This window comes from Flavobacterium sp. (assembly GCF_025352425.1).
Taxonomy (GTDB): domain Bacteria; phylum Bacteroidota; class Bacteroidia; order Flavobacteriales; family Flavobacteriaceae; genus Flavobacterium.
Genome location: NZ_JANXTI010000088.1, coordinates 1 through 19,495, shown reverse-complemented (window position 1 = coordinate 19,495; position 19,495 = coordinate 1). Strand labels below are relative to the sequence as shown.

Below are 19,495 nucleotides of genomic sequence, written 5' to 3'. Positions count from 1 at the left end.
TTTCCTAAAAATTAATTTTCCGGAGCAACATCTGCTTTAACTTCTGGTTTTATGACAATTGATTTCACGGCGTCATTAACTTTTGATTTAATCAGACTATCTACAATTGGATTTGAATAATACTTATTGTATTCACCCTGAAGGCTGCCTTCCAGCATTCGTTTTTCTAAATCGGTTCTGGTAATTTTCCTTTTGATATATTTTTCAATCATCAAACTCGTAATTGGTCCCGCCCAACGCGCTCCCCAATAACCATTTTCTACAAAAACGGCAATAGCAATTTTAGGATTATCTTTAGGGGCAAAAGCCACAAAAATAGAGTGATCCTGAAGTTTTACTCTTTTACCATTAATTTTTGCGAAATTTTCTGCCGTACCTGTTTTTCCACAAATGTCAATTCCCTCCACATTCAAACCATGTGCTGTACCTAAATTATAAACATCAAATAATCCGCTAATCATAGGTTCGAAATATTTTTTGTCTATGGTGGTTATGTGTTTTGTTGTGAATTTTTTATCAATAGCATGACCTTTAATTTTTTTGATAATATGTGGCGTATAATAATAACCACGATTGGCAACTGCAGCAATCATATTTGCCAATTGAATCGGAGTCATCAGAACTTCCCCCTGACCAATAGCATTAGAAACTATTGTTTTACTTGACCATCCCCAACCCGGATACATTTTCTTGTAGGTTTTTGAGGTAGGTAAGTTGCCTTTTTTTCCTGTTGGTAAATCATACCCCATAAACTGCCCTAAGCCAAAACTTTTCAGGTGATTACTCCAAACATCGACACCTTTGGGTGGATTGTTATATTTATCAATGGTTCTCATATACGAACTCGAAAAGAATGTATTGCAAGATTCGTAAATTCCCCTATGAAATTGCATCGCGCCTCCATGACAATGGCATTTCATAAAACGACCTGGTGCATAACTGAATCCATGATGACAGAAAAAAGTAGTGCTCTCATCAATGGCGCCTTCCTGTAAAGCTACTAATCCCGTTAGGATTTTAAATGGTGAACCGGGTGTGTATTCAGCCAATAATCCTCTGTCATACAATGGTTTCGCAATAGAGTCTTTATATAAAGTAGTGTAATTTTTGGATCGTTGCCTTCCTACCAGAATTGCAGGATCGTAAGATGGAGCAGTAACTAAAGCCAAAATCTCACCTGTTTTTGGTTCAATGGCGACAATTCCACCACGTTTGTTGACCATTAATTCCTCACCATACTTTTGCAGTTCTGCGTCGATACTCAAATTAATATCGCTTCCCTGAACGGCAATGGTATCAAATTTCCCTTCTTTATAAGAACCAATTTCCCGATTATACTTGTCTTTTTGAATGTATTTTACGCCTTTGACACCACGCAAAAAGTCTTCATAACTTTCTTCAACGCCTTGTCTTCCAATTAAATCGCCGCTATTATAATACTTATTGTTTGCAATAATCTTATCATTCACCTGGGTAATAAACCCAAATACATTTGCACCATATGCTACCTGATAATCTCTTAAAGCACGTTTCTGGATATAAAAGCCAACAAATTTTCTTTGAATTTCCTGAAAAGCCGCGTACTCTTTTTTATTTAGTTGACCCAAAAATACAGATGGAAGTCTGGGACTGTAAACTTTTGCTTTAGCAATTTTGGCAAGAAAATCTTCTTTAGTAATTTTCAGCAACGAACAAAATTCGGTTGTGTCTAAATCCTTGATGTCTTTTGGGATAACCATGATATCGTAGGAAGGCTGATTGGCAACCAAAAGTTTACCAGTTCTGTCGTAAATATAACCTCGCTCGGGATAATCATATGCTATTTTAATTGCATTATTATCCGATTTTAATTTTAATGTATCATCAATTACCTGTAAATAAAAGAGACGTAAAACAAGTAAAATAGTGCAGATAAAAATAATTGTGGGTAACAAAACCTTTCTCATCGCTTACTTGGCTTAATTATATAGATAATGATAATACAAGTGACAATTGTAAAGACTGTGCTCAATACCGTTCGAACCAGAATATCCCAAAGGAAACTTACTTTGAAAACTTCCAGAACAAACAATACAAAATGATGAATTACAACCGCAATCAGTATAAAAGAAAACCGTTCCGGAGTTAATACATCATTGAGTTTAACGGTTTGATACTCGTAACTCAAACCAAAGGAAAATTTAAAAATAGCGGGTCTGTAATAGGCAAGTATCAAACAAGCGGCAGCATGAACGCCGCCCGAATTCCAAAACATATCCATCAGTAATCCTAAAAAAAAACTGGAAACCAATAATCCTGATTTATTACCATTTACAGGGAATAAAATAATAAATAGCACATAAGGAAACGGATTGATAAAGCCAAAAAGATCAATTCTGTTGAATATTAAAATCTGTGCCGCAAGCAACAAGATAAAACGCGAAATATTTCCTAATAAGGCACTATTCATCTTTCTTACTTTGATTTTCCAAATTGGTTATTTCTTCGGTGTCCTTGTTTTTGATAATATAAACATGTCCAAGATTTGTCATGTCATTAAACAGCCTGATGTCCAAAGTGTAATAATTGGTTTCGTTGTCTATGTATACTTTGTCTATAGTTCCGATTCCAATATTCTCAGGGAATATGATAGACTGACCTCCGGTAACAATGGTGTCGCCTTTACGGACTCCGGCCAATCGGGGAACGTCAATCAACTGGACAAAACCTGTACTTTTTCCGTTCCAAACCAAAGAACCAAAGTGATTTGATTTCTTAATTTTGGCATTGATTTGAGATTTCACATTTAAAACACTGATGATGGTGGAATAGTTTTTTGAAGTTTTATCTACAATTCCCACTATTCCCGCACTATTAATTACACCCATATTAGGTTTGATTCCCGAAGCTGCACCATTGTTAATTGTGATATAATTTTCCAGTATACTATAGGAGTTGTGAATTACTTTTGAAACAACAATATCCATTTTCTTAACACCTTTTATTGAATCTATCTGCGGAAGTTTTGTAGTGTCCTTCTGATTAAATAACATTGATTTTAATCTGGCATTTTCCTTTGCTAATTCATCATTTTGAGACTTCAGATTTAAGTATTCATCAACATTGTTAACCCTCTGATAAATGCCGCCGGTAAAGAAATTAGCAGAACTTATGATTTTACTTTTATGATAAGAATGGGACTGAATAGTCAGCGAAAGCGATAATACCAAAAGCAGCAAAAACAGTAAGCGATTACTGTTTTTAAGTACAAAATTAACTATTTGCTGCATGGTTTAGCTGTATAAATGTATAGTGGAAACTGAACTGAAAACGTAGTACAGAATACTATTTAATAAGTATGCTTCTGAATTTCGGAATGTTTTTAAGCGCCATACCGGTTCCACGGACAACAGCTCTTAATGGATCTTCCGCAATATATACCGGCAAATCTGTTTTTTGCGAAATACGTTTGTCCAATCCTCTCAACATTGAACCTCCACCAGCAAGATAAATTCCAGTGTTGTATATGTCGGCTGCTAATTCTGGTGGTGTTTGCGATAAGGTTTCCATAATCGCATCTTCAATACGCTGTATAGATTTGTCTAATGCTTTGGAAATTTCTCTATACGAAACCTCAACCTGTTTCGGTTTACCGGTCAATAAATCACGACCTTGAACTGACATATCATCAGGTGGCGTTTCTAAATCATCAGTTGCCGCACCGATAGTTATTTTGATTTTTTCTGCAGTGCTTTCACCCACAAATAAATTGTGTTGTGTTCTCATATAATAAACGATATCATTCGTGAAAACGTCACCCGCAATCTTAACTGATTTATCACATACAATTCCGCCCAAAGCGATAACTGCAATTTCTGTTGTTCCACCACCAATATCTACAATCATGTTTCCTTTTGGCTGCATAATATCGATACCAATACCAATTGCCGCAGCCATTGGTTCGTGAATAAGATAAACTTCTTTTCCGTTTACACGTTCGCAACTTTCCTTTACCGCACGCATTTCTACTTCGGTAATTCCGGAAGGAATACAAACCACCATTCTAAGTGCTGGAGTAAACATTTTTTTCTTTAAGGCCGGAATGCTTTTGATGAACATACTGATCATTTTTTCAGACGCATCAAAATCGGCGATAACCCCATCTTTTAGAGGACGTATGGTTTTTATGTTCTCATGGGTTTTTCCCTGCATCATGTTGGCTTCTTTTCCAACAGCAATAATTTTTCCTGATATTCGATCTCTGGCGACAATTGACGGGCTATCAATTACAACCTTATCGTTGTGTATTATCAGTGTGTTTGCGGTACCAAGGTCAATTGCAATATCCTCGGTCATGAAATCAAAAAATCCCATAGATTGTAGTAGGGTTAATGTTTATAAAAATTTAACGCACAAAGTTAAACAAATTAATGTTTGAAATGACGTGTATCGGTAAATACCATTGCAACTTTATTTTGGTTGCAAAAATAAATACTCAACGCGTCTTTTATCGAACCACCAGGCTGAATAACAGCAGTAATACCAGCATTGTGGGCAATTTCAACACAATCCGGGAAAGGGAAAAAAGCATCGCTCGCCATCACTGCACCATTCAAATCAAAGCCAAAAGTTGTTGCTTTTTCAATCGCTTGTTTTAACGCATCGACTCTTGAAGTCTGACCTGTTCCTGATGCCACTAATGTACTGTTTTTTGCAAACACAATTGTATTTGATTTGGTATTTTTACAAATTTTTGAAGCAAATAATAAATCGTCAATTTCCTGCTTGGTTGGAGCGGTTTTGGTAACGACTTTTAAACCTGATTCTGAGTCGGTAATGTTATTTCTGTCTTGTACCAATAATCCGTTTAAAGCGGTTCGCACCTGACGGGTTGGCAATTCGACCTCGTGTTGAATCAATATAATCCTGTTTTTCTTTTCGGATAAAACTGCAATCGCTTCGTTATCATAATCCAGAGCAATGACAACCTCACAGAACAAACTGTTTATTTCCTTGGCTGTAGCCAAATCTATTTTGCCATTCGCAATCAAAACGCCGCCAAAAGCAGACGTTGGGTCACAGGCCAATGCGGCTAAATAAGCGGCTAGCATAGTGTTTCTCGTCGCCAATCCGCAAGCGTTGTTATGTTTTAAAATGGCAAATGTTGGTTCGTTATCTTTAAATTCCAAAATTAGGTTTACTGCTGCGTCAACATCCAGCAGGTTGTTGTATGACAATTCCTTGCCATGGACTTTGGTAAACATTTTATCAAAATCGCCAAAGAAGAAACCTTTCTGATGCGGGTTTTCGCCATATCGCAATATCTGACCGCTGTCAATACTGGTTTTGAATATCGTTTCGTCAGTATTAAAATAGTTGAAAATTGCCGTGTCATAATGGGAAGAAACATGAAAGGCTTTGGTTGCCAATAGTTTTCGTTGTTCCAAAGTTGTAGTTCCGTTTTGGGTTGAAATGAAACCCAGCAAAATCGAATATTCATTTACCGAAGCCACGATAACAGTATCATTAAAATTCTTGGCGGCAGCCCGAATCAACGAAATTCCGCCAATATCAATCTTCTCAATAATATCTGCTTCACTTGCGCCTGAAGCAACTGTTTTTTCAAACGGATACAAATCAACAATCACCAAATCAATCTGTGGGATTTCAAAATCCTTCATCTGCGCAATATCCGTTTCGTTGTCCTGACGGTTTAAGATGCCGCCAAAGATTTTTGGGTGTAATGTTTTCACTCTTCCACCAAGAATTTCCGGAAAAGAGGTAACTTCTTCAACAGGAACCACAGGAATTCCTAAGTTATTGATGAATTCTTCTGTTCCGCCTGTAGAATAAATAATGACGTTTTGTTCGTGTAGTTTGCGAACTATCGGCTCTAATCCGTCTTTCGAAAAGACTGAAATCAGTGCCGATTTGATTGTTTTTGTAGTGCTCATTGTGTAGTTGTGTGTGTGCGAACAAAAGTAGCTCTTTGCGAGGAACGAAGCAATCTGATTTCAACTTTTTTGTAACATTTTTTTACTTTATAACACCTATAAGGCAATTTGGAAAATAGCGATAATTTTCATTATTTTTATCGAAATTCACAACACCATAAACCCACCTCAATGTTACTTTACTTTAGACTACTCAAAGAAAGTTTTGCTTTTGCCATGAATGCGCTACGCAACAATAAACTGCGGACCATGCTTTCTTTATTGGGTGTGACTATTGGCATCTTTTCTATCATTGCGGTGCTGGCCGCTGTTGACTCATTGGATAAAAAAATAAAATCTGATTTGAGTACTTTGGACAAAAACACGATTTATTTGACCAGCCAGTCTTTTGGGCCAAGTGATATTCCACGCTGGAAAAGAGAACAGTTCCCAAATGTTAAATATGATGAATACCAATATTTAAAATCGTCGTTGGATAATGTTGAAAATTCTTGTTTCCAGTATTTTACGGGCGGTCAGAATATAAAGTTTGAATCGAAAACCGTTTCCAATGTAAATATGGTGGGTGTTACCTTTGAATTTACAGATATCCAAAGAATGGAGTTTTCTGAAGGAAGATTTTTTAATGAACTAGAATCAAATTCAGGGAAGCAGGTGGTAGTTTTAGGTCACGATATCTCGGAACAGCTTTTTGAGAATGCAGATCCAATTGGAAAAACGATTCGAATGTATGGTCAGCGTTTTACCGTTATTGGCGTTACGAAAAAGAAAGGGTCCGGAATGGATATAGGCGGTGGCGATGATACCTCTGCATTTTTCCCATCCAGTTTTCTTCGAAGCCTTTACGGTGATAATAACCAAAATGTACTTCCTGTAGTTGTTATAAAGCCCGACAAAGGAGCGGATATAGACGCATTAAAGGGTGAGATTTCTCAAAAACTCCGCAACTACCGGGGTGTAAAACAAGGAGAAATAGACAATTTTTTCATCAATATACTTTCCGGCTTCACCGACTTAATTGACGGCGTAATTTCAAATTTGAAATTCGGTGGTTGGATTATCAGTTTGTTTTCACTTTTGGTTGGCGGTTTCGGAATTGCCAATATCATGTTTGTTTCGGTGAAAGAAAGAACTAATTTAATTGGAATTCAGAAATCAATGGGTGCCAAAAACAAGTTTATCCTTTTTCAGTTTCTTTTCGAAGCAATTATTCTTTGTGTAATAGGTGGCATTGTGGGATTGCTTTTAGTCTGGATAATTGCCACTATTTTAACCAAAGTCCTCGACTTTGAATTTGTACTCGGCTTGGGTAATATTATCTTGGGAACAAGTTTGGCTGCTATAATTGGGCTAATTGCAGGAATCCTTCCTGCCATTTCTGCTTCACGACTAGATCCGGTGGAAGCGATTAGAAGTGGGATATAAAGCAAACTAAAGTTTGCGTACCTGAAGCCCACCGGCTTCCTCCCCTTAATCTCAAAACAGCGATTTCAGCTTTGCGACTAGATTGATTCAGTGAGTCAATTAGAAGTGGAATGTAACAAAAAAACACAAAGCTTAAACTTTGTGTTTCTATATTTTGATTGGGAAACTTATCGAATGTTTTGATTCAAAATCAAATCAATATATAAATTAATCTTATCCTTCAGTTCTTTTCTTGGTGCTATAAAATCAAGGAAACCATGGTCTAAGACAAACTCGGCCGTTTGGAAACCATCCGGCAAATCTTTTCCGGTAGTATCACGAACAACCCTTGGCCCGGCAAAACCAATCAACGCGCCAGGTTCCGAAATGTTTACATCACCAAGCATAGCATAAGATGCAGTTGTTCCTCCGGTTGTTGGGTCCGTACATAAAGAGATATACGGAATTTTGGCTTCCGCTAATTGAGCTAATTTTGCTGAAGTCTTCGCTAATTGCATCAGCGAATAGGCCGCTTCCATCATACGTGCGCCACCCGATTTTGAAATCATCACGAAAGGCACTTTGTTTTTAATGGAATAATCAATACCACGAGCAATTTTTTCACCAACGACAGCACCCATTGAACCACCAATAAAAGCAAAATCCATACAGCAAACAACCAAATCATTTCCTTTTGATTTTCCAACACCCGTTCTAACAGCATCTTTTAGTCCTGTTTTGTCCATCGCGTCTTTCAAACGGTCTGAATATTTTTTAGTATCCACAAACCCTAATGGATCTTTAGATGTCATCTTAGCATCCAATTCCTTGAATTCATTGTTGTCAAACAAGATTTCGAAGTATTCCTTACTGCCAATCCTAACGTGGAAGTCATCCTCCGGGCTTACCCAAAGATTTCTTGCCAGTTCGTCCTGATCAATAATTTTTCCTGTTGGCGATTTATACCAAAGTCCTTTTGGCACGTCTTTTTTATCTTCGGTTGCGGTAGTGATACCTTTTTCTGTTCTTTTAAACCAAGCCATAAGTAATTGAGAATTATCGATTACGAATTACGAATTAGCAGTTGAGCCGTAATTCGTAATTCGTAATTTGAAATTTATAAAGTGTTTACGTTATTCAAATCGGCAAATGCCTGCTCTAATCTTTTGTTGAAAGTCATTTCGCCTTCGCGTATCCATTTTCTTGGATCGTAGTGTTTTTTGTTTGGCGAATCTGCTCCGTCGGGATTTCCTATTTGTGTTCTTAAGTAATCGATATTGTTAACCATATAATCACGGATACCTTCGGTGAAAGCAAACTGTAAATCGGTATCAATATTCATTTTGATTACACCATAAGAGATTCCTTCTCGGATTTCTTCTAAGGTAGAACCCGACCCACCGTGGAAAACAAAGTCAACTGGATTGTGGACTGTATTGAATTTATTCTGAACATAATCCTGAGAATTTTTCAGGATTTTCGGAGTCAGTTTTACATTTCCCGGTTTGTAAACGCCATGTACATTTCCGAAAGCCGCTGCGATGGTAAATCTTGGGGAAACTTTCATCAACTCTTCATAAGCATAGGCTACTTCATCAGGTTGGGTATATAATTTTGAGCTGTCAACGTCTGAATTGTCAACGCCATCTTCTTCGCCGCCGGTGATTCCTAATTCAATTTCCAACGTCATTCCCATTTTGCTCATACGCGCCAAATAGGTTTTACAGATTTCGATGTTTTCATGGATTGGCTCTTCCGACAAATCAATCATGTGTGAAGAATATAGTGGTTTTCCGGTTTCTGCAAAATGCTTTTCAGAAGCATCCAATAAACCATCAATCCAAGGCAGTAATTTTTTGGCACAATGGTCCGTATGAAGAATTACGGTGGCACCATACGCTTCGGCTAAAGTATGAATGTGTTTTGCTCCGGCAATTCCTCCGGCAATGGCTGCCTTTTCACCAACATTTGAAAGTCCTTTTCCTGCATTATAGGCAGAACCACCATTAGAGAATTGAATAATAACCGGCGCTTTTAATTTTGCAGCAGTTTCCAAAACACCGTTGATAGTACTTGAGCCAATAACGTTTACCGCAGGAAGCGCAAATCCTTTTTCTTTGGCGTAAGCGAAAATTGCCTGAACTTCATCTCCAGTTGCTACTCCCGGCTTTATATTATGAGCCATTGTTTGTATTGTTTAAAATTAAGTTTACAAAAATAATAATTTCTAATTTTAGAAAGGATAATTAATACCAATATTTATAACCGATTTGTCAAAGCGTATTTCCTTAAACCATTTTTCATTTTCAGGATTGGCAGGATTGTATGTTTTGAAACCTAAATCCAAACGGATTACAAAAAAGTTAAAGTCATATCTGAATCCAAATCCAGAACCAACAGCAATGTTTTCTAAAGATTTGAAGCCTGTAAATGTAGCTTCAGGATTCGTAACAATATCACTCACATTCCAAATGTTACCGGCATCAACAAATAAAGCGCCATTTAGTTTTCCAAAAATGCCAAAACGGAATTCTGTACTGAACAACAGTTTCATGTTGGCTTCATTAAAATCATTGACCGAGCCAGTTTTCCCGGGACCTAAACCATAAGATTGCCAAGCGCGGATATCGTTTGTTCCTCCGGCAAAATAACTTCGGGAAAAAGGGACGCTGTTAGAGTTCCCATAAGGAATTGCTACGCCTATGAAAGCCTTGGCCGCAATTATTTTTCTGCGTTGTAAATCCCAATGTTTAATGTACTCAAACTCGGTTTTAATGTATTGTGAAAATGCTACGCCAAAAGCAGTTTTCGAACCGTTTTCGGTTTGTTTGGAGGCTCCGGCAATTAAAGACATTAAATTTCCGGCTGATTCTACCTTTGCTTTAATAGCATAAAATGTGTTATCTGATAAATCTTTTTGCGAAGTTTTTAAATAGGAAATACTCGAAGCAACAATTAAATTGTCTTCTGTTAATCTTGCTCTTTGTTCCGAAATGCTGTTAATGGCTTTAACATCACCGGCAGAAGGAACAATCACGCCATTATTAACATCGTTCAGAAAACTATTGACACCGTCATTAATTATTAAATTACCATTAGTATCAAAATAACCCGGATTAGCGCCATAGTTAATTGCAAATTGATTTAGAGCTTTAAAAGAGGAACGGTAGACATTAAAATAGTTTCCCGGATTTATATTTTTTACAAACTGAATATTAAACAGGTCAAAACGCAAGGTTGTTTTTTTTCTTGGTGTCCAACTATAAACCAGCGAGCTGGTAAAATTTTGTTTGTCTAATCCAATGTTGGTTTGCTTGGAATAACCCACACTAATTGTAGTGTACGGAATCATGGTTTTAGGAATGATTTTGTCTGTATTAAAAGGCAAAAATAATCTCGGGAGATTCAATTTGGCATCAGCTCCAATCTCCGAAATGTTGAAGAAATTATGGTTCGGATTGGCAAAATCCTTTGAAGCGCCAACGCTTCCTCTGGTTCCAATTTCAAAAGTTTCAGCACCATTAAACACGTTTCGGATGCGCAGAAATGCATTTCCAGATACTCCAAAATCCTGTATGTTAGAATGAATAAAATCAGTGGAAAAACCAAAGGTGTGTTTTTTTCTTGGTGACAAATAAATGTTTGCAATCAAACCATTTTTTTGATTTTTATCCTCAATATACTGAATCAATGGGTAATTAAAAACTTGAAGATTACTCAGGTATTTTGAAGTCAGCATTGTTTTATTGTCTGAGAAATAATTGCCTTTGGTGACAAAAATGCCGTCAGTAATCGCTTTTGGGCGGTATCTCAACTTTTTAACACTATATAAAGTAAAATCTCTGTAAACAGTGCTGTCCTTTATCGCAGCATTTTGATTGGCCGGACTATGGTCAGTAAAAATGTTGACTTTACTTATTTTATATAGTCCAAAAGGAATGCTATACACGCTGTCTTCAACCCGGAGAGATTCATTTTCAATAATTAAATCTACGTTGGCGAGATGCTTACTTTTTGTTGTATCAACAACATAAGTCACATAATTTTGTTGAAAACGGAAGGCACCATTGTTCCTGAAATCCTCAGTAATTCTTGCTTTTTCAGCATCAAAATTAGAATATTCAAGTCGCTTGCCCGATTTTATAAACGAACTTCTTTTCCTCAATTGATACATAGAATCTAATGGCACGCTCGAGATATGACTATTAATAGTGTCAATTATATAAGGCATTCCTTTTACGAGGTCATAGCGTAGTTTTACTTTTTTTCGGGAAATGCTGTCAATTTTGTAACTACCCGCAACATCAAAATAACCACGGGTATAAAAATAAGACTTCAAGCGTCTAACCGATTTTTTAGTGCTAAGAGTATCTAAAATTACAGGTGCTTCACCCGTTTTTCTCAGGAAATTATGAATGCCCGAATACCAAAAAGACTCACCTAATCTTTTGACTTGTTTTTTGGAAAGCCATTTAACTTTCCGGAAATATTTTTTTGGGTTATTAGCAAATTTGGCTCTATAAATGGAGTCCGTTTTTTGTTTGGCTAAATTGTAAATATTCAATCGCAGGCGATAACCAAGAATTGAGCTGTTTTGTTTTTGATACAACTGATTGAAAACATCTTCATCGGTGTTTTTTTTACCGTCAACAATAATATTGTTTTTGGTGAGGAGGCTTTTACCGTCAGGAACCCTTTTTCTGGTGTTGCAACCAAAGATAATTAGCCCAATTAGAATAAATAATGATATTTTTGTGATACTCTTTTTCAAGTGCTGCGAAATATTTAATTCAAAAATACATTATTTTATGGTTAGTAAAAACCAAATAAAGTTAATTACAAGCCTTCAGCATAAAAAATATAGAGCCGAACATAGTTTGTTTATTGCCGAAGGTGTAAAAGTAATACAGGAATTGTTAGCATCAAATTTTGTGCTTGAACATTTATTCGAAACGGAACTTGTTTTTGAACATGTATCCATTACTCAAAAAACAGCGATAACGGAATTAGATATGAAGCGAATCTCAGCTTTAAGTTCGCCGAGTTCCTGTTTGGCTATTTTTAAAATCCCAACAGAAACCAAAATAGATACTAACGGATTAATTGTTGCTTTAGATGCTATTCGTGACCCTGGGAATTTAGGAACCATCATTCGGCTTTGTGACTGGTTTGGCGTTACACAATTGTTATGCTCCCAGGAAACCGTCGATGTGTATAATCCAAAAGTAATTCAGGCTACGATGGGTTCCATTACCCGCGTAAAGGTTAATTATGTTGATTTGAATGAATATATTTTACAAAGTCCGCTTCCTGTTTTCGGCACTTTTATGCATGGAGAAAACCTTTATAAAGAAACGTTACCAAAGGAAGCTATTCTGATTTTGGGAAATGAAGCCAATGGAATTTCTGCCGTATTGGAAAAAAGTATACGAAACAGAATTACCATTCCTAGATTTGGTGACATACAAAAAGCGGAAAGTCTAAACGTAGCAACTGCAACCGCTATTCTCCTGAGTGAATTCAGAAGGAATACGCTATTGTGAATTGGTTCTGAATCTTAGTGGAATGTAAAATTGATGAGTACCGCACGGGTCTTCATCGATTGGATATTTCCTGTCCATGGACTATTGGGATCTGTATCGCGAATCAATTCATCTTTTAGCCCGAATACACCACGGATAGAAGGCGAGAATTTGAAGTATTCGAAATATAAATCAACACCAAAACCCAAAGTGTAATTTTGAGTCCACGGTTTTACCCTAAATTTTTGTTCTAAATTATCGTCTTTAGATTTTGAATTGCTCGATAGATTTAGTGTTGAAGATAAACCGCCAAGAAGATAAGGCCTGACATTTCCTGTTCTCAAAGAAGAGAACTTTAATATCAATGGGAAATCTATATAAGTAGCTTTTACTTCTCTGACACCGTCTCTATCGTTTGTAAATTGGGAATAGCTCAGCGTTCTGCTTGCGTAATACAGTCCGGGTTCAAACCGCAATTCTACATATTCATGAAGACGAAGCACGCCAGCTAATCCAACGTTAAAACCGGAATGGCCTTTGACATCGATATTTCTATCAGATGTTGGATTTGTTTTGAAATCGGTTTTGAAATCAAAAGTACTGAACCCCAAAAAGTAACCCCAATACACACGTTGCTTATCAAAATTCTCCAGATTAATTATCGGATCTTTGGTAAACATACTTTTGCCCAATTGTGCATTGGCATTTAAAGAAAGTAGAAGTAATAGAACAACTATTTTTTTCATATTGTTACTCAAAAGTCAATTTCATTTTTTGGTTGCTGTATAAATTGTAGCAACACCAAAAGTCTGAGGCATAGCTTTACAATCTATAAACGAAATTTTACGCAATATATTGTTTAAAGCTTCTCCAAAAGGAAAATTCGCAGCCGATTCGGATAAATAACCATAAGCATTATTGTCTTTCGAGAAAATTTTTCCGATAATAGGCAAAATAAATCTAGTGTAAAATGTATATCCTTGTTTGAACGGAAACTTAGTCGGAACCGAAGTTTCCAATATCACAAAAATCCCGTTGGGCTTTAAAACCCTGTAGATTTCAGCTAACCCTTTTTCCAGATTTTCAAAATTCCGAATCCCAAACGAAACCGTGATGGCATCAAAATAGTTATCAGGATACTGCATGTTTTCGCTGTCTCCTAAAACCATTTCTATTTTATCGGATAGCTTTTTGGCTTCAATTTTTTGCTTGCCAACCTCAAGCATTCCCGCAGATATGTCAAGTCCAATAATTTTTTTGGCAGAAGTATTTTCCATCATAATCACTAGATCTCCAGTTCCGGTAGCAATGTCAAGAATGATTTGTGGATTTTTTTCTGCAACTAAGGAAACTACTTTTTTTCGCCATCTCACATCGATACCAAGCGATATAACCCTGTTCAGGCCATCATAGTTCCCTGATATGTTATCAAACATTTGGGTAACCTGTTCTTTTTTGCCCAATGTAGAGTCTTTGTATGGCGTGATAATCTTTGACATGCTTGAATTTTCGACAAATATAAGCCAATATTTTGATTGGAGGAGTTCTCTAAAATTTTCTCAAATAAGTTTGAAACGTAAAGTCGAATTGGTTTTTTTCGTCTTTTGGATGAAATTCGGCGGAAGTTAATTCCCATTTTTCCAAATCGATTTCAGGGAAAAAAGTATCAGCATCAAAGGTGTGATGTACTCTTGTGATATCGAGTTTATCGGCTATTTCAATCGATTGACTGTAGATTTCTCCACCGCCAATAATAAATATTTCTTCTCCTTGTGGACAAATGGCAATCGCTTTTTCTAATGAATCAACCACGATGCAGTTTTCCGCTGTGTAATTTTTTTGATGCGTAATAATAACGTGGGTTCTGTTGGGTAAGGGTTTTGGGAAACTTTCAAACGTTTTTCGTCCCATGATAATATAATGCCCCGAAGTTATATTTTTAAATCGTTTGAAATCATCCGGCAAATGCCAAAGCAGTTGGTTGTCTTTGCCAAGCGCATTGTTTTCGGCAACAGCAGCAATAAGTGTAATCATTCTGCTGCTGGTTTTGAATTTTCTAAATCGTTTTTTAATTTTTCGACTTTTTTGTTTTGTCTCAGCATTAGTTTATCGACTTGTTCTCTTTCCCAATTTTTATTCATGAAGTTATTAATCACAAAAACTTTGATAACATGAAGTATAAAGATGAAAAGCCAAACAGCAATCGCCCATGTCCACCATATCTTTTCAGGATACAGCCCGAGCCATTGGTTCGCCACAATTAAAAAAACAGAGCCAATGCAGAGCAATACAAAATGATAAAACAAGCGTTTTTTTTGCTTAATTCTATCTCTGGCATATTCATATAATTCGTGTTGTTCTGCTTCCATAAGACAAAATTTGTGGCTTAAAGGTAGAATTTATTTTTATAATGGCGAAATGTGATTTTAACATATCATCGTTCGAAATCGTTTTCTTAATCACAGATACAAAATTAAAAGTGCTTTTAATTGTACATCTTCTTCTTAATTGGCATACTTTTTAGCAAATTCTTAAAAATGATTTCGCTTGTAAATGGTATGAAACTAATGCTTTACTTTGTCCTCAGTAATCTATAAATGAATTAGTTATGGCTATTAAAAAACAAGTTATAAAAACAAAGCCGGTTGTTAAAGTTACCTTTTCAATCGAAGCAAAAGAAGCAAATACTGCTTCAGTAGTTGGTGATTTCAATAATTGGAATCCAGCAGCAGGTGAATTATCGAAACTAAAGACAGGAACTTTTAAAGCTACTTTTGATTTACCAAAAGACAATTCTTTTGAGTTCAAATATTTAGTTGACGGTACTTATGTAAACGATCCGGAAGCAGATAGTTATGCGTATAACGAATTTGCAGGAGCAGAAAATAGTGTGTTAGCACTATAAATTCTTGGTTTAGGTTTATTGTTTAAAAATCCGTTTCGATTTTATCGGGACGGATTTTTTAATATGGTGATTGGATAGAGATTGGAATTGTATATGAAAATCGGGTTTTTATGCCTCTATAGCTTCCACTTTCCCATTCGTTATATCTAGATATAAGTCTAATTGCTTCTTCATCAAGTCCAAAGCCAATACCTCTTAAAATTTTACAATCTGAGACATGACCATCTTTTTCAATATAAAATAAAATAAAAATTTTCCCTGTCTTGCCCTCCGATTCTTTACTATAGCTGAAGTGACTTCCAATATAATGATAAAAATGGTCAAGCCCTTTTTTTGGTTTAGGTTTTATCAGGATTTTATCATAAGTATACTGTATATTTAATTGATCTGTGCTAATTCCTGAAATCAGTTTGCCATCATTATAATTTTCAACAAAAGTAATTTTTCTATTTTTGTCTTCGCCTTTCCATTCGCCTGTTTTTTTACCATTAAATACTTTTCCGCCCGCAATCCAAGAGTCATCTGAGTCTTCAAAATCACCATTGCCATCTGTAACTTTTTGCTGCCCATCTTTATCCCAATATTGATTTACTATAAGATTAGAAGGTTCCAGTCTATCATCAGAAAGTGTATATTCTACATCCGATTTCTTGTTTCCGTTTTCATACCATTTGAATTCTTTGCCAACCAAACGATCTTCCTGATAATTTGCCACCATTTTTCTTTTTCCATTCTCGTAGTAATATATAAATCGACCATCCTTAATGATTTTGTCGACAGATGATGTATGTCCTTTCATCTGTATAGTATCGTTTTGATAATAATCCGTAAACTCATGCAAAGGTTTGGTAGTAAAATAATCTTTTATGATGCGATAATATCTATGTTTTCCTTCTTCGGTTTCATTTCCCAGAGAATCTAGATAAAATATGCGACTAACTGGATTTTGTGCTAATAAAAAATTAGAAAAAAGAATGAAAAGCAGTAATGTCTTTGTTTTCATAGTTAAGATTTACACCGCTACAATTCCTTTAATATGTGGATGCGGATCGTAATCCACCAAAGTAAAATCGTCAAAAGTAAAGTCAAAGATGTTTTTCACTTCTGGATTTAAGATCATTTTCGGCAACGGACGCGGTTCGCGTGACAACTGCAATTCCACTTGTTCAAAATGGTTGTTATAAATGTGTGCATCACCAAAAGTGTGGACGAATTCACCAACTTGTAATTCGCAAACCTGCGCAATCATCATGGTAAACAATGCATAAGATGCAATGTTGAAGGGAACGCCAAGGAATATATCAGCGCTTCGCTGGTAAAGTTGGCAAGACAATTTTCCGTCGGCTACATAAAACTGAAAAAAAGCATGGCATGGAGGCAAAGCTGCTTTTCCGTTGGCTACATTTTCGTCAAAAGATTTTGAAGTGTCTGGCAAAACAGAAGGATTCCAGGCTGAAACCAACATACGTCGGCTGTTTGGATTTTTCTTCAACGTATCAATCAATTCAGTAATCTGGTCAATTTCTTCGCTGTTCCAGTTGCGCCATTGATGCCCATAAACAGGACCTAAATCACCATTTTCATCGGCCCATTCGTCCCAAATCTTAACACCATTTCCCTGAAGATAACTAATGTTAGTATCGCCTTTTAAAAACCAAAGCAATTCATAAATAATCGATTTCAAATGCAGTTTTTTTGTAGTTACCATTGGGAAACCTTCGTTCAAATCAAACCGCATCTGGTAACCAAAAACACTTTTGGTTCCGGTTCCGGTTCTGTCTCCTTTTTGGCAACCGTTTTCCAAAACGTGTCGCACTAAATCGTGATATTGTTTCATTGTTAAAAAGTATAACGTCTATTTAAGACTCGCGTTTTGAAATTTCATCACGAATTTTCGCTGCCTTTTCATAATCTTCGTTTTGTACTGCTTTTTCCAAATCTTCATGCAGTTCTGAGAGGCTCATGCTTTTGTAAACATCGGTCGAAGCATTACCTTCAACATCCAATCCAAAAGTTTCCGGAGTAGAAAGCACGCCTTCATCATCAGGATTTTGATTTTCTAGCTCTGTGGGATTGTTGAGGTAAATCCCGGCCTTGTCCAAAATGTTTTTATAGGTAAAAATCGGAGACGAAAAACGCAACGCTAACGCTATAGCATCCGAAGTTCGGGCGTCAATAATTTCTTCGATTTTATCTCTTTCGCAAATAATGCTCGAATAGAAAACACCGTCAACAAGTTTGTGTATAATCACTTGTTTTACTACAATATCAAATCGGTCGGCAAAACTTTTAAACAAATCGTGAGTCAAAGGACGTGGTGGTTTTATTTCCTTTTCAAGAGCTATCGCAATAGATTGTGCTTCGAAAGCACCAATAACTATAGGCAATTTTCTTTCGCCATCTACTTCATTTAATATCAAGGCATAAGCGCCGTTCTGCGTTTGACTATAGGAAATTCCCTTTATAGTTAATTTTACTAAACTCATTATTTTTAAGTATAAAGCCAGATTTCGATTGTATCCTGGATTTTAATTTATTGTAAATTAAATGGACTGCAAAGTAACAAAAAGTTTTTGCTTCTAAAACGGAATGTATAAAAAAAGAGCCTTCAATTTCTTGGTGGCTCTTTTAATGAAATAATATTGGTTTTATGAGTTATGAGCTTTAAACTCTTTTATTTTTTGGGTTAATCTCGGAAGGATTTCCAATGCATCGCCTACGATTCCGTAATCGGCAACCTTAAAGAAAGGAGCATCCGCGTCAGTATTGATAACAACTTTTACCTTAGATGAATTGATTCCGGCAATATGCTGAATCGCTCCCGAAATTCCAACCGCAATATATAAATTCGCAGCCACTGGTTTTCCTGTTTGCCCAACGTGCTCGCTGTGAGGTCGCCAACCTAAGTCGGAAACCGGTTTTGAACAGGCTGTTGCAGCACCAAGAGATGCTGCCAAATCTTCAAGGAAATGCCAGTTTTCGGGACCTTTCAATCCGCGACCACCAGAAACTACGATATCTGCATCCGCAATGGTTACTTTTCCGGAAGTCTTTTCTACCGATTCTACTTTTACATTAAAATCAGCATCGTTTAAACTTGGTGCGAAATCTTCTTCGGTTGCAGACGAAGCGCTTTCAAATACACCATAAGAGTTTTTGGCAAGACTTAATACTTTAACTTCGGTATTGATTTCAGTGATATTAAATGCTTTGTTTGAAAAAGCATTTCTTTTTACCTGAAAAGGCGAAGTGCTCAAAGGCAAACCAACCACATTAGACGCAAATCCCGCGTCTAAGCCAATTGCAACTATTGGTGCCATATATAAACTGTCCGTTGTAGACGATAGTAAAATTACCTTAGCACCTTCTTTTTGGGCAGCTTGTTTAACAACATCGGCGAAAGCTTTTGCATTGAAATTGGTCAATTTATCATTAGACACTTTCAATATTTTGTCTACGCCGTATTTCGACAAATCGGAAACATTTCCCGCGTTTAGCGTTACTGCTGTAACCGTTGTTCCTAAAGATTCAGCTACTTTTTTGGCATAAGAAGCCAATTCAAAAGCTACTTTCTTAAATTTTCCGTCTGCTGATTCAGCATATATTAATAATGACATATTCTGTTTATTTTTTGGGCGTTGCCTTCGGCCGGGCTTTCCATTACAATCTTTTTAAAGTCTGATTTCCCTTCGCTCTGCTTCGGGCAATCCTTTAAAAAGGATTTTCATTTC

Annotated in this window: 19 protein-coding genes; 3 read left to right on the top strand and 16 right to left on the bottom strand. The window is 36.4% G+C overall.

The features are described 5' to 3' along the window. Positions 1–11 precede the first annotated feature (11 nt). Genes mrdA through purH form a run of 5 tightly spaced genes read right to left on the bottom strand, consistent with a single transcriptional unit; the run spans position 12 to position 5,933 of the window. Positions 12–1,946: a penicillin-binding protein 2 gene (gene mrdA / locus Q0Q99_RS11070; RefSeq protein WP_293895753.1), complete on the bottom strand. Its 1,935-nt coding sequence runs from the start codon at positions 1,944–1,946 to the stop codon at positions 12–14. Further along, a complete protein-coding gene (locus Q0Q99_RS11065; RefSeq protein ID WP_293895750.1) occupies positions 1,943–2,449 on the bottom strand; it encodes a rod shape-determining protein MreD in 507 nt (168 codons plus the stop codon). Before Q0Q99_RS11065 ends, mrdA begins: the two co-directional genes overlap by 4 nt. Further along, positions 2,442–3,269 (bottom strand): rod shape-determining protein MreC, encoded by an 828-nt coding sequence (gene mreC / locus Q0Q99_RS11060; RefSeq protein ID WP_293895747.1) that lies wholly within the window; start codon positions 3,267–3,269, stop codon positions 2,442–2,444. The genes Q0Q99_RS11065 and mreC overlap by 8 nt, the downstream gene beginning before the upstream one ends. 55 nt (positions 3,270–3,324) lie before the next feature. Continuing rightward, on the bottom strand, positions 3,325–4,353 hold the full coding sequence (locus Q0Q99_RS11055) for a rod shape-determining protein (protein ID WP_236397682.1): 1,029 nt from the start codon (positions 4,351–4,353) through the stop codon (positions 3,325–3,327). Between the two features lie 53 nt (positions 4,354–4,406). Beyond that, the gene (gene purH, locus Q0Q99_RS11050; RefSeq protein WP_293895742.1) at positions 4,407–5,933 is read right to left on the bottom strand and encodes a bifunctional phosphoribosylaminoimidazolecarboxamide formyltransferase/IMP cyclohydrolase; all 1,527 of its coding nucleotides are present in this window, start codon (positions 5,931–5,933) and stop codon (positions 4,407–4,409) included. A gap of 171 nt (positions 5,934–6,104) precedes the next feature. On the opposite strand from purH, the gene Q0Q99_RS11045 reads away from it, so the two are divergent. After that, positions 6,105–7,358, top strand: coding sequence for an ABC transporter permease (locus Q0Q99_RS11045; protein WP_293895739.1), 1,254 nt, complete (start codon positions 6,105–6,107; stop codon positions 7,356–7,358). A 167-nt stretch (positions 7,359–7,525) separates the two neighbouring features. Here Q0Q99_RS11045 and accD read toward each other — a convergent pair whose 3' ends face one another. The 3 genes from accD to Q0Q99_RS11030 all read right to left on the bottom strand — a co-directional run bounded on the left by accD (position 7,526) and on the right by Q0Q99_RS11030 (position 12,108). Then, positions 7,526–8,380, bottom strand: a complete 855-nt coding sequence (gene accD, locus Q0Q99_RS11040) for an acetyl-CoA carboxylase, carboxyltransferase subunit beta (RefSeq protein ID WP_293895736.1) — start codon at positions 8,378–8,380, stop codon at positions 7,526–7,528. A gap of 74 nt (positions 8,381–8,454) precedes the next feature. Further along, positions 8,455–9,522, bottom strand: coding sequence for a class II fructose-bisphosphate aldolase (gene fbaA, locus Q0Q99_RS11035; RefSeq protein WP_293895733.1), 1,068 nt, complete (start codon positions 9,520–9,522; stop codon positions 8,455–8,457). Positions 9,523–9,570: 48 nt separating this feature from the next. Beyond that, positions 9,571–12,108 carry a BamA/TamA family outer membrane protein gene (locus Q0Q99_RS11030; RefSeq protein WP_293895731.1) on the bottom strand — a complete coding sequence of 846 codons (2,538 nt, stop codon included), beginning with the start codon at positions 12,106–12,108 and terminating at the stop codon, positions 9,571–9,573. Between the two features lie 37 nt (positions 12,109–12,145). Between Q0Q99_RS11030 and Q0Q99_RS11025 the strand changes: the two genes are divergently transcribed. After that, complete coding sequence (locus Q0Q99_RS11025) at positions 12,146–12,880, top strand: RNA methyltransferase (protein ID WP_293895729.1); 735 nt, start codon at positions 12,146–12,148, stop codon at positions 12,878–12,880. 14 nt (positions 12,881–12,894) lie between these two features. Here Q0Q99_RS11025 and Q0Q99_RS11020 read toward each other — a convergent pair whose 3' ends face one another. From Q0Q99_RS11020 to Q0Q99_RS11005, 4 genes are read right to left on the bottom strand one after another with little or no spacing between them, the layout of a single operon-like run. Further along, a complete protein-coding gene (locus Q0Q99_RS11020; protein WP_293895725.1) occupies positions 12,895–13,605 on the bottom strand; it encodes a porin family protein in 711 nt (236 codons plus the stop codon). Between the two features lie 21 nt (positions 13,606–13,626). After that, positions 13,627–14,358, bottom strand: a complete 732-nt coding sequence (ubiE, locus tag Q0Q99_RS11015) for a bifunctional demethylmenaquinone methyltransferase/2-methoxy-6-polyprenyl-1,4-benzoquinol methylase UbiE (RefSeq protein ID WP_293895722.1) — start codon at positions 14,356–14,358, stop codon at positions 13,627–13,629. Positions 14,359–14,407: 49 nt separating this feature from the next. Then, a complete protein-coding gene (locus Q0Q99_RS11010; RefSeq protein WP_293895719.1) occupies positions 14,408–14,893 on the bottom strand; it encodes a dihydrofolate reductase in 486 nt (161 codons plus the stop codon). After that, complete coding sequence (locus Q0Q99_RS11005) at positions 14,890–15,228, bottom strand: 2TM domain-containing protein (RefSeq protein ID WP_293895716.1); 339 nt, start codon at positions 15,226–15,228, stop codon at positions 14,890–14,892. The genes Q0Q99_RS11010 and Q0Q99_RS11005 overlap by 4 nt, the downstream gene beginning before the upstream one ends. Positions 15,229–15,467: 239 nt before the next feature. Here Q0Q99_RS11005 and Q0Q99_RS11000 point away from each other — a divergent pair, with 239 nt between their 5' ends. Further along, complete coding sequence (locus Q0Q99_RS11000) at positions 15,468–15,764, top strand: isoamylase early set domain-containing protein (RefSeq protein WP_293895713.1); 297 nt, start codon at positions 15,468–15,470, stop codon at positions 15,762–15,764. A gap of 58 nt (positions 15,765–15,822) precedes the next feature. Here the strand turns inward: Q0Q99_RS11000 and Q0Q99_RS10995 are convergent, their stop codons facing one another. The 4 genes from Q0Q99_RS10995 to Q0Q99_RS10980 all read right to left on the bottom strand — a co-directional run bounded on the left by Q0Q99_RS10995 (position 15,823) and on the right by Q0Q99_RS10980 (position 19,381). Further along, positions 15,823–16,767, bottom strand: coding sequence for an energy transducer TonB (locus Q0Q99_RS10995; protein ID WP_293895710.1), 945 nt, complete (start codon positions 16,765–16,767; stop codon positions 15,823–15,825). 9 nt (positions 16,768–16,776) lie between these two features. Further along, complete coding sequence (locus Q0Q99_RS10990) at positions 16,777–17,601, bottom strand: thymidylate synthase (RefSeq protein ID WP_293895707.1); 825 nt, start codon at positions 17,599–17,601, stop codon at positions 16,777–16,779. A 22-nt stretch (positions 17,602–17,623) separates the two neighbouring features. Beyond that, positions 17,624–18,250: a bifunctional nuclease family protein gene (locus tag Q0Q99_RS10985; protein ID WP_293895704.1), complete on the bottom strand. Its 627-nt coding sequence runs from the start codon at positions 18,248–18,250 to the stop codon at positions 17,624–17,626. A gap of 162 nt (positions 18,251–18,412) precedes the next feature. Continuing rightward, a complete protein-coding gene (locus tag Q0Q99_RS10980; protein WP_293895701.1) occupies positions 18,413–19,381 on the bottom strand; it encodes an electron transfer flavoprotein subunit alpha/FixB family protein in 969 nt (322 codons plus the stop codon). Positions 19,382–19,495: the final 114 nt, after the last annotated feature.

Bases quoted from the DNA above. Each gene is read 5' to 3' on its own strand.
- mrdA (WP_293895753.1), bottom strand. From the start codon at position 1,946: ATGAGAAAGGTTTTGTTACCCACAATTATTTTTATCTGCACTATTTTA.
- Q0Q99_RS11065 (WP_293895750.1), bottom strand. From the start codon at position 2,449: ATGAATAGTGCCTTATTAGGAAATATTTCGCGTTTTATCTTGTTGCTT.
- mreC (WP_293895747.1), bottom strand. From the start codon at position 3,269: ATGCAGCAAATAGTTAATTTTGTACTTAAAAACAGTAATCGCTTACTG.
- Q0Q99_RS11055 (WP_236397682.1), bottom strand. From the start codon at position 4,353: ATGGGATTTTTTGATTTCATGACCGAGGATATTGCAATTGACCTTGGT.
- purH (WP_293895742.1), bottom strand. From the start codon at position 5,933: ATGAGCACTACAAAAACAATCAAATCGGCACTGATTTCAGTCTTTTCG.
- Q0Q99_RS11045 (WP_293895739.1), top strand. From the start codon at position 6,105: ATGTTACTTTACTTTAGACTACTCAAAGAAAGTTTTGCTTTTGCCATG.
- accD (WP_293895736.1), bottom strand. From the start codon at position 8,380: ATGGCTTGGTTTAAAAGAACAGAAAAAGGTATCACTACCGCAACCGAA.
- fbaA (WP_293895733.1), bottom strand. From the start codon at position 9,522: ATGGCTCATAATATAAAGCCGGGAGTAGCAACTGGAGATGAAGTTCAG.
- Q0Q99_RS11025 (WP_293895729.1), top strand. From the start codon at position 12,146: ATGGTTAGTAAAAACCAAATAAAGTTAATTACAAGCCTTCAGCATAAA.
- Q0Q99_RS11020 (WP_293895725.1), bottom strand. From the start codon at position 13,605: ATGAAAAAAATAGTTGTTCTATTACTTCTACTTTCTTTAAATGCCAAT.
- ubiE (WP_293895722.1), bottom strand. From the start codon at position 14,358: ATGTCAAAGATTATCACGCCATACAAAGACTCTACATTGGGCAAAAAA.
- Q0Q99_RS11010 (WP_293895719.1), bottom strand. From the start codon at position 14,893: ATGATTACACTTATTGCTGCTGTTGCCGAAAACAATGCGCTTGGCAAA.
- Q0Q99_RS11005 (WP_293895716.1), bottom strand. From the start codon at position 15,228: ATGGAAGCAGAACAACACGAATTATATGAATATGCCAGAGATAGAATT.
- Q0Q99_RS11000 (WP_293895713.1), top strand. From the start codon at position 15,468: ATGGCTATTAAAAAACAAGTTATAAAAACAAAGCCGGTTGTTAAAGTT.
- Q0Q99_RS10995 (WP_293895710.1), bottom strand. From the start codon at position 16,767: ATGAAAACAAAGACATTACTGCTTTTCATTCTTTTTTCTAATTTTTTA.
- Q0Q99_RS10990 (WP_293895707.1), bottom strand. From the start codon at position 17,601: ATGAAACAATATCACGATTTAGTGCGACACGTTTTGGAAAACGGTTGC.
- Q0Q99_RS10985 (WP_293895704.1), bottom strand. From the start codon at position 18,250: ATGAGTTTAGTAAAATTAACTATAAAGGGAATTTCCTATAGTCAAACG.
- Q0Q99_RS10980 (WP_293895701.1), bottom strand. From the start codon at position 19,381: ATGTCATTATTAATATATGCTGAATCAGCAGACGGAAAATTTAAGAAA.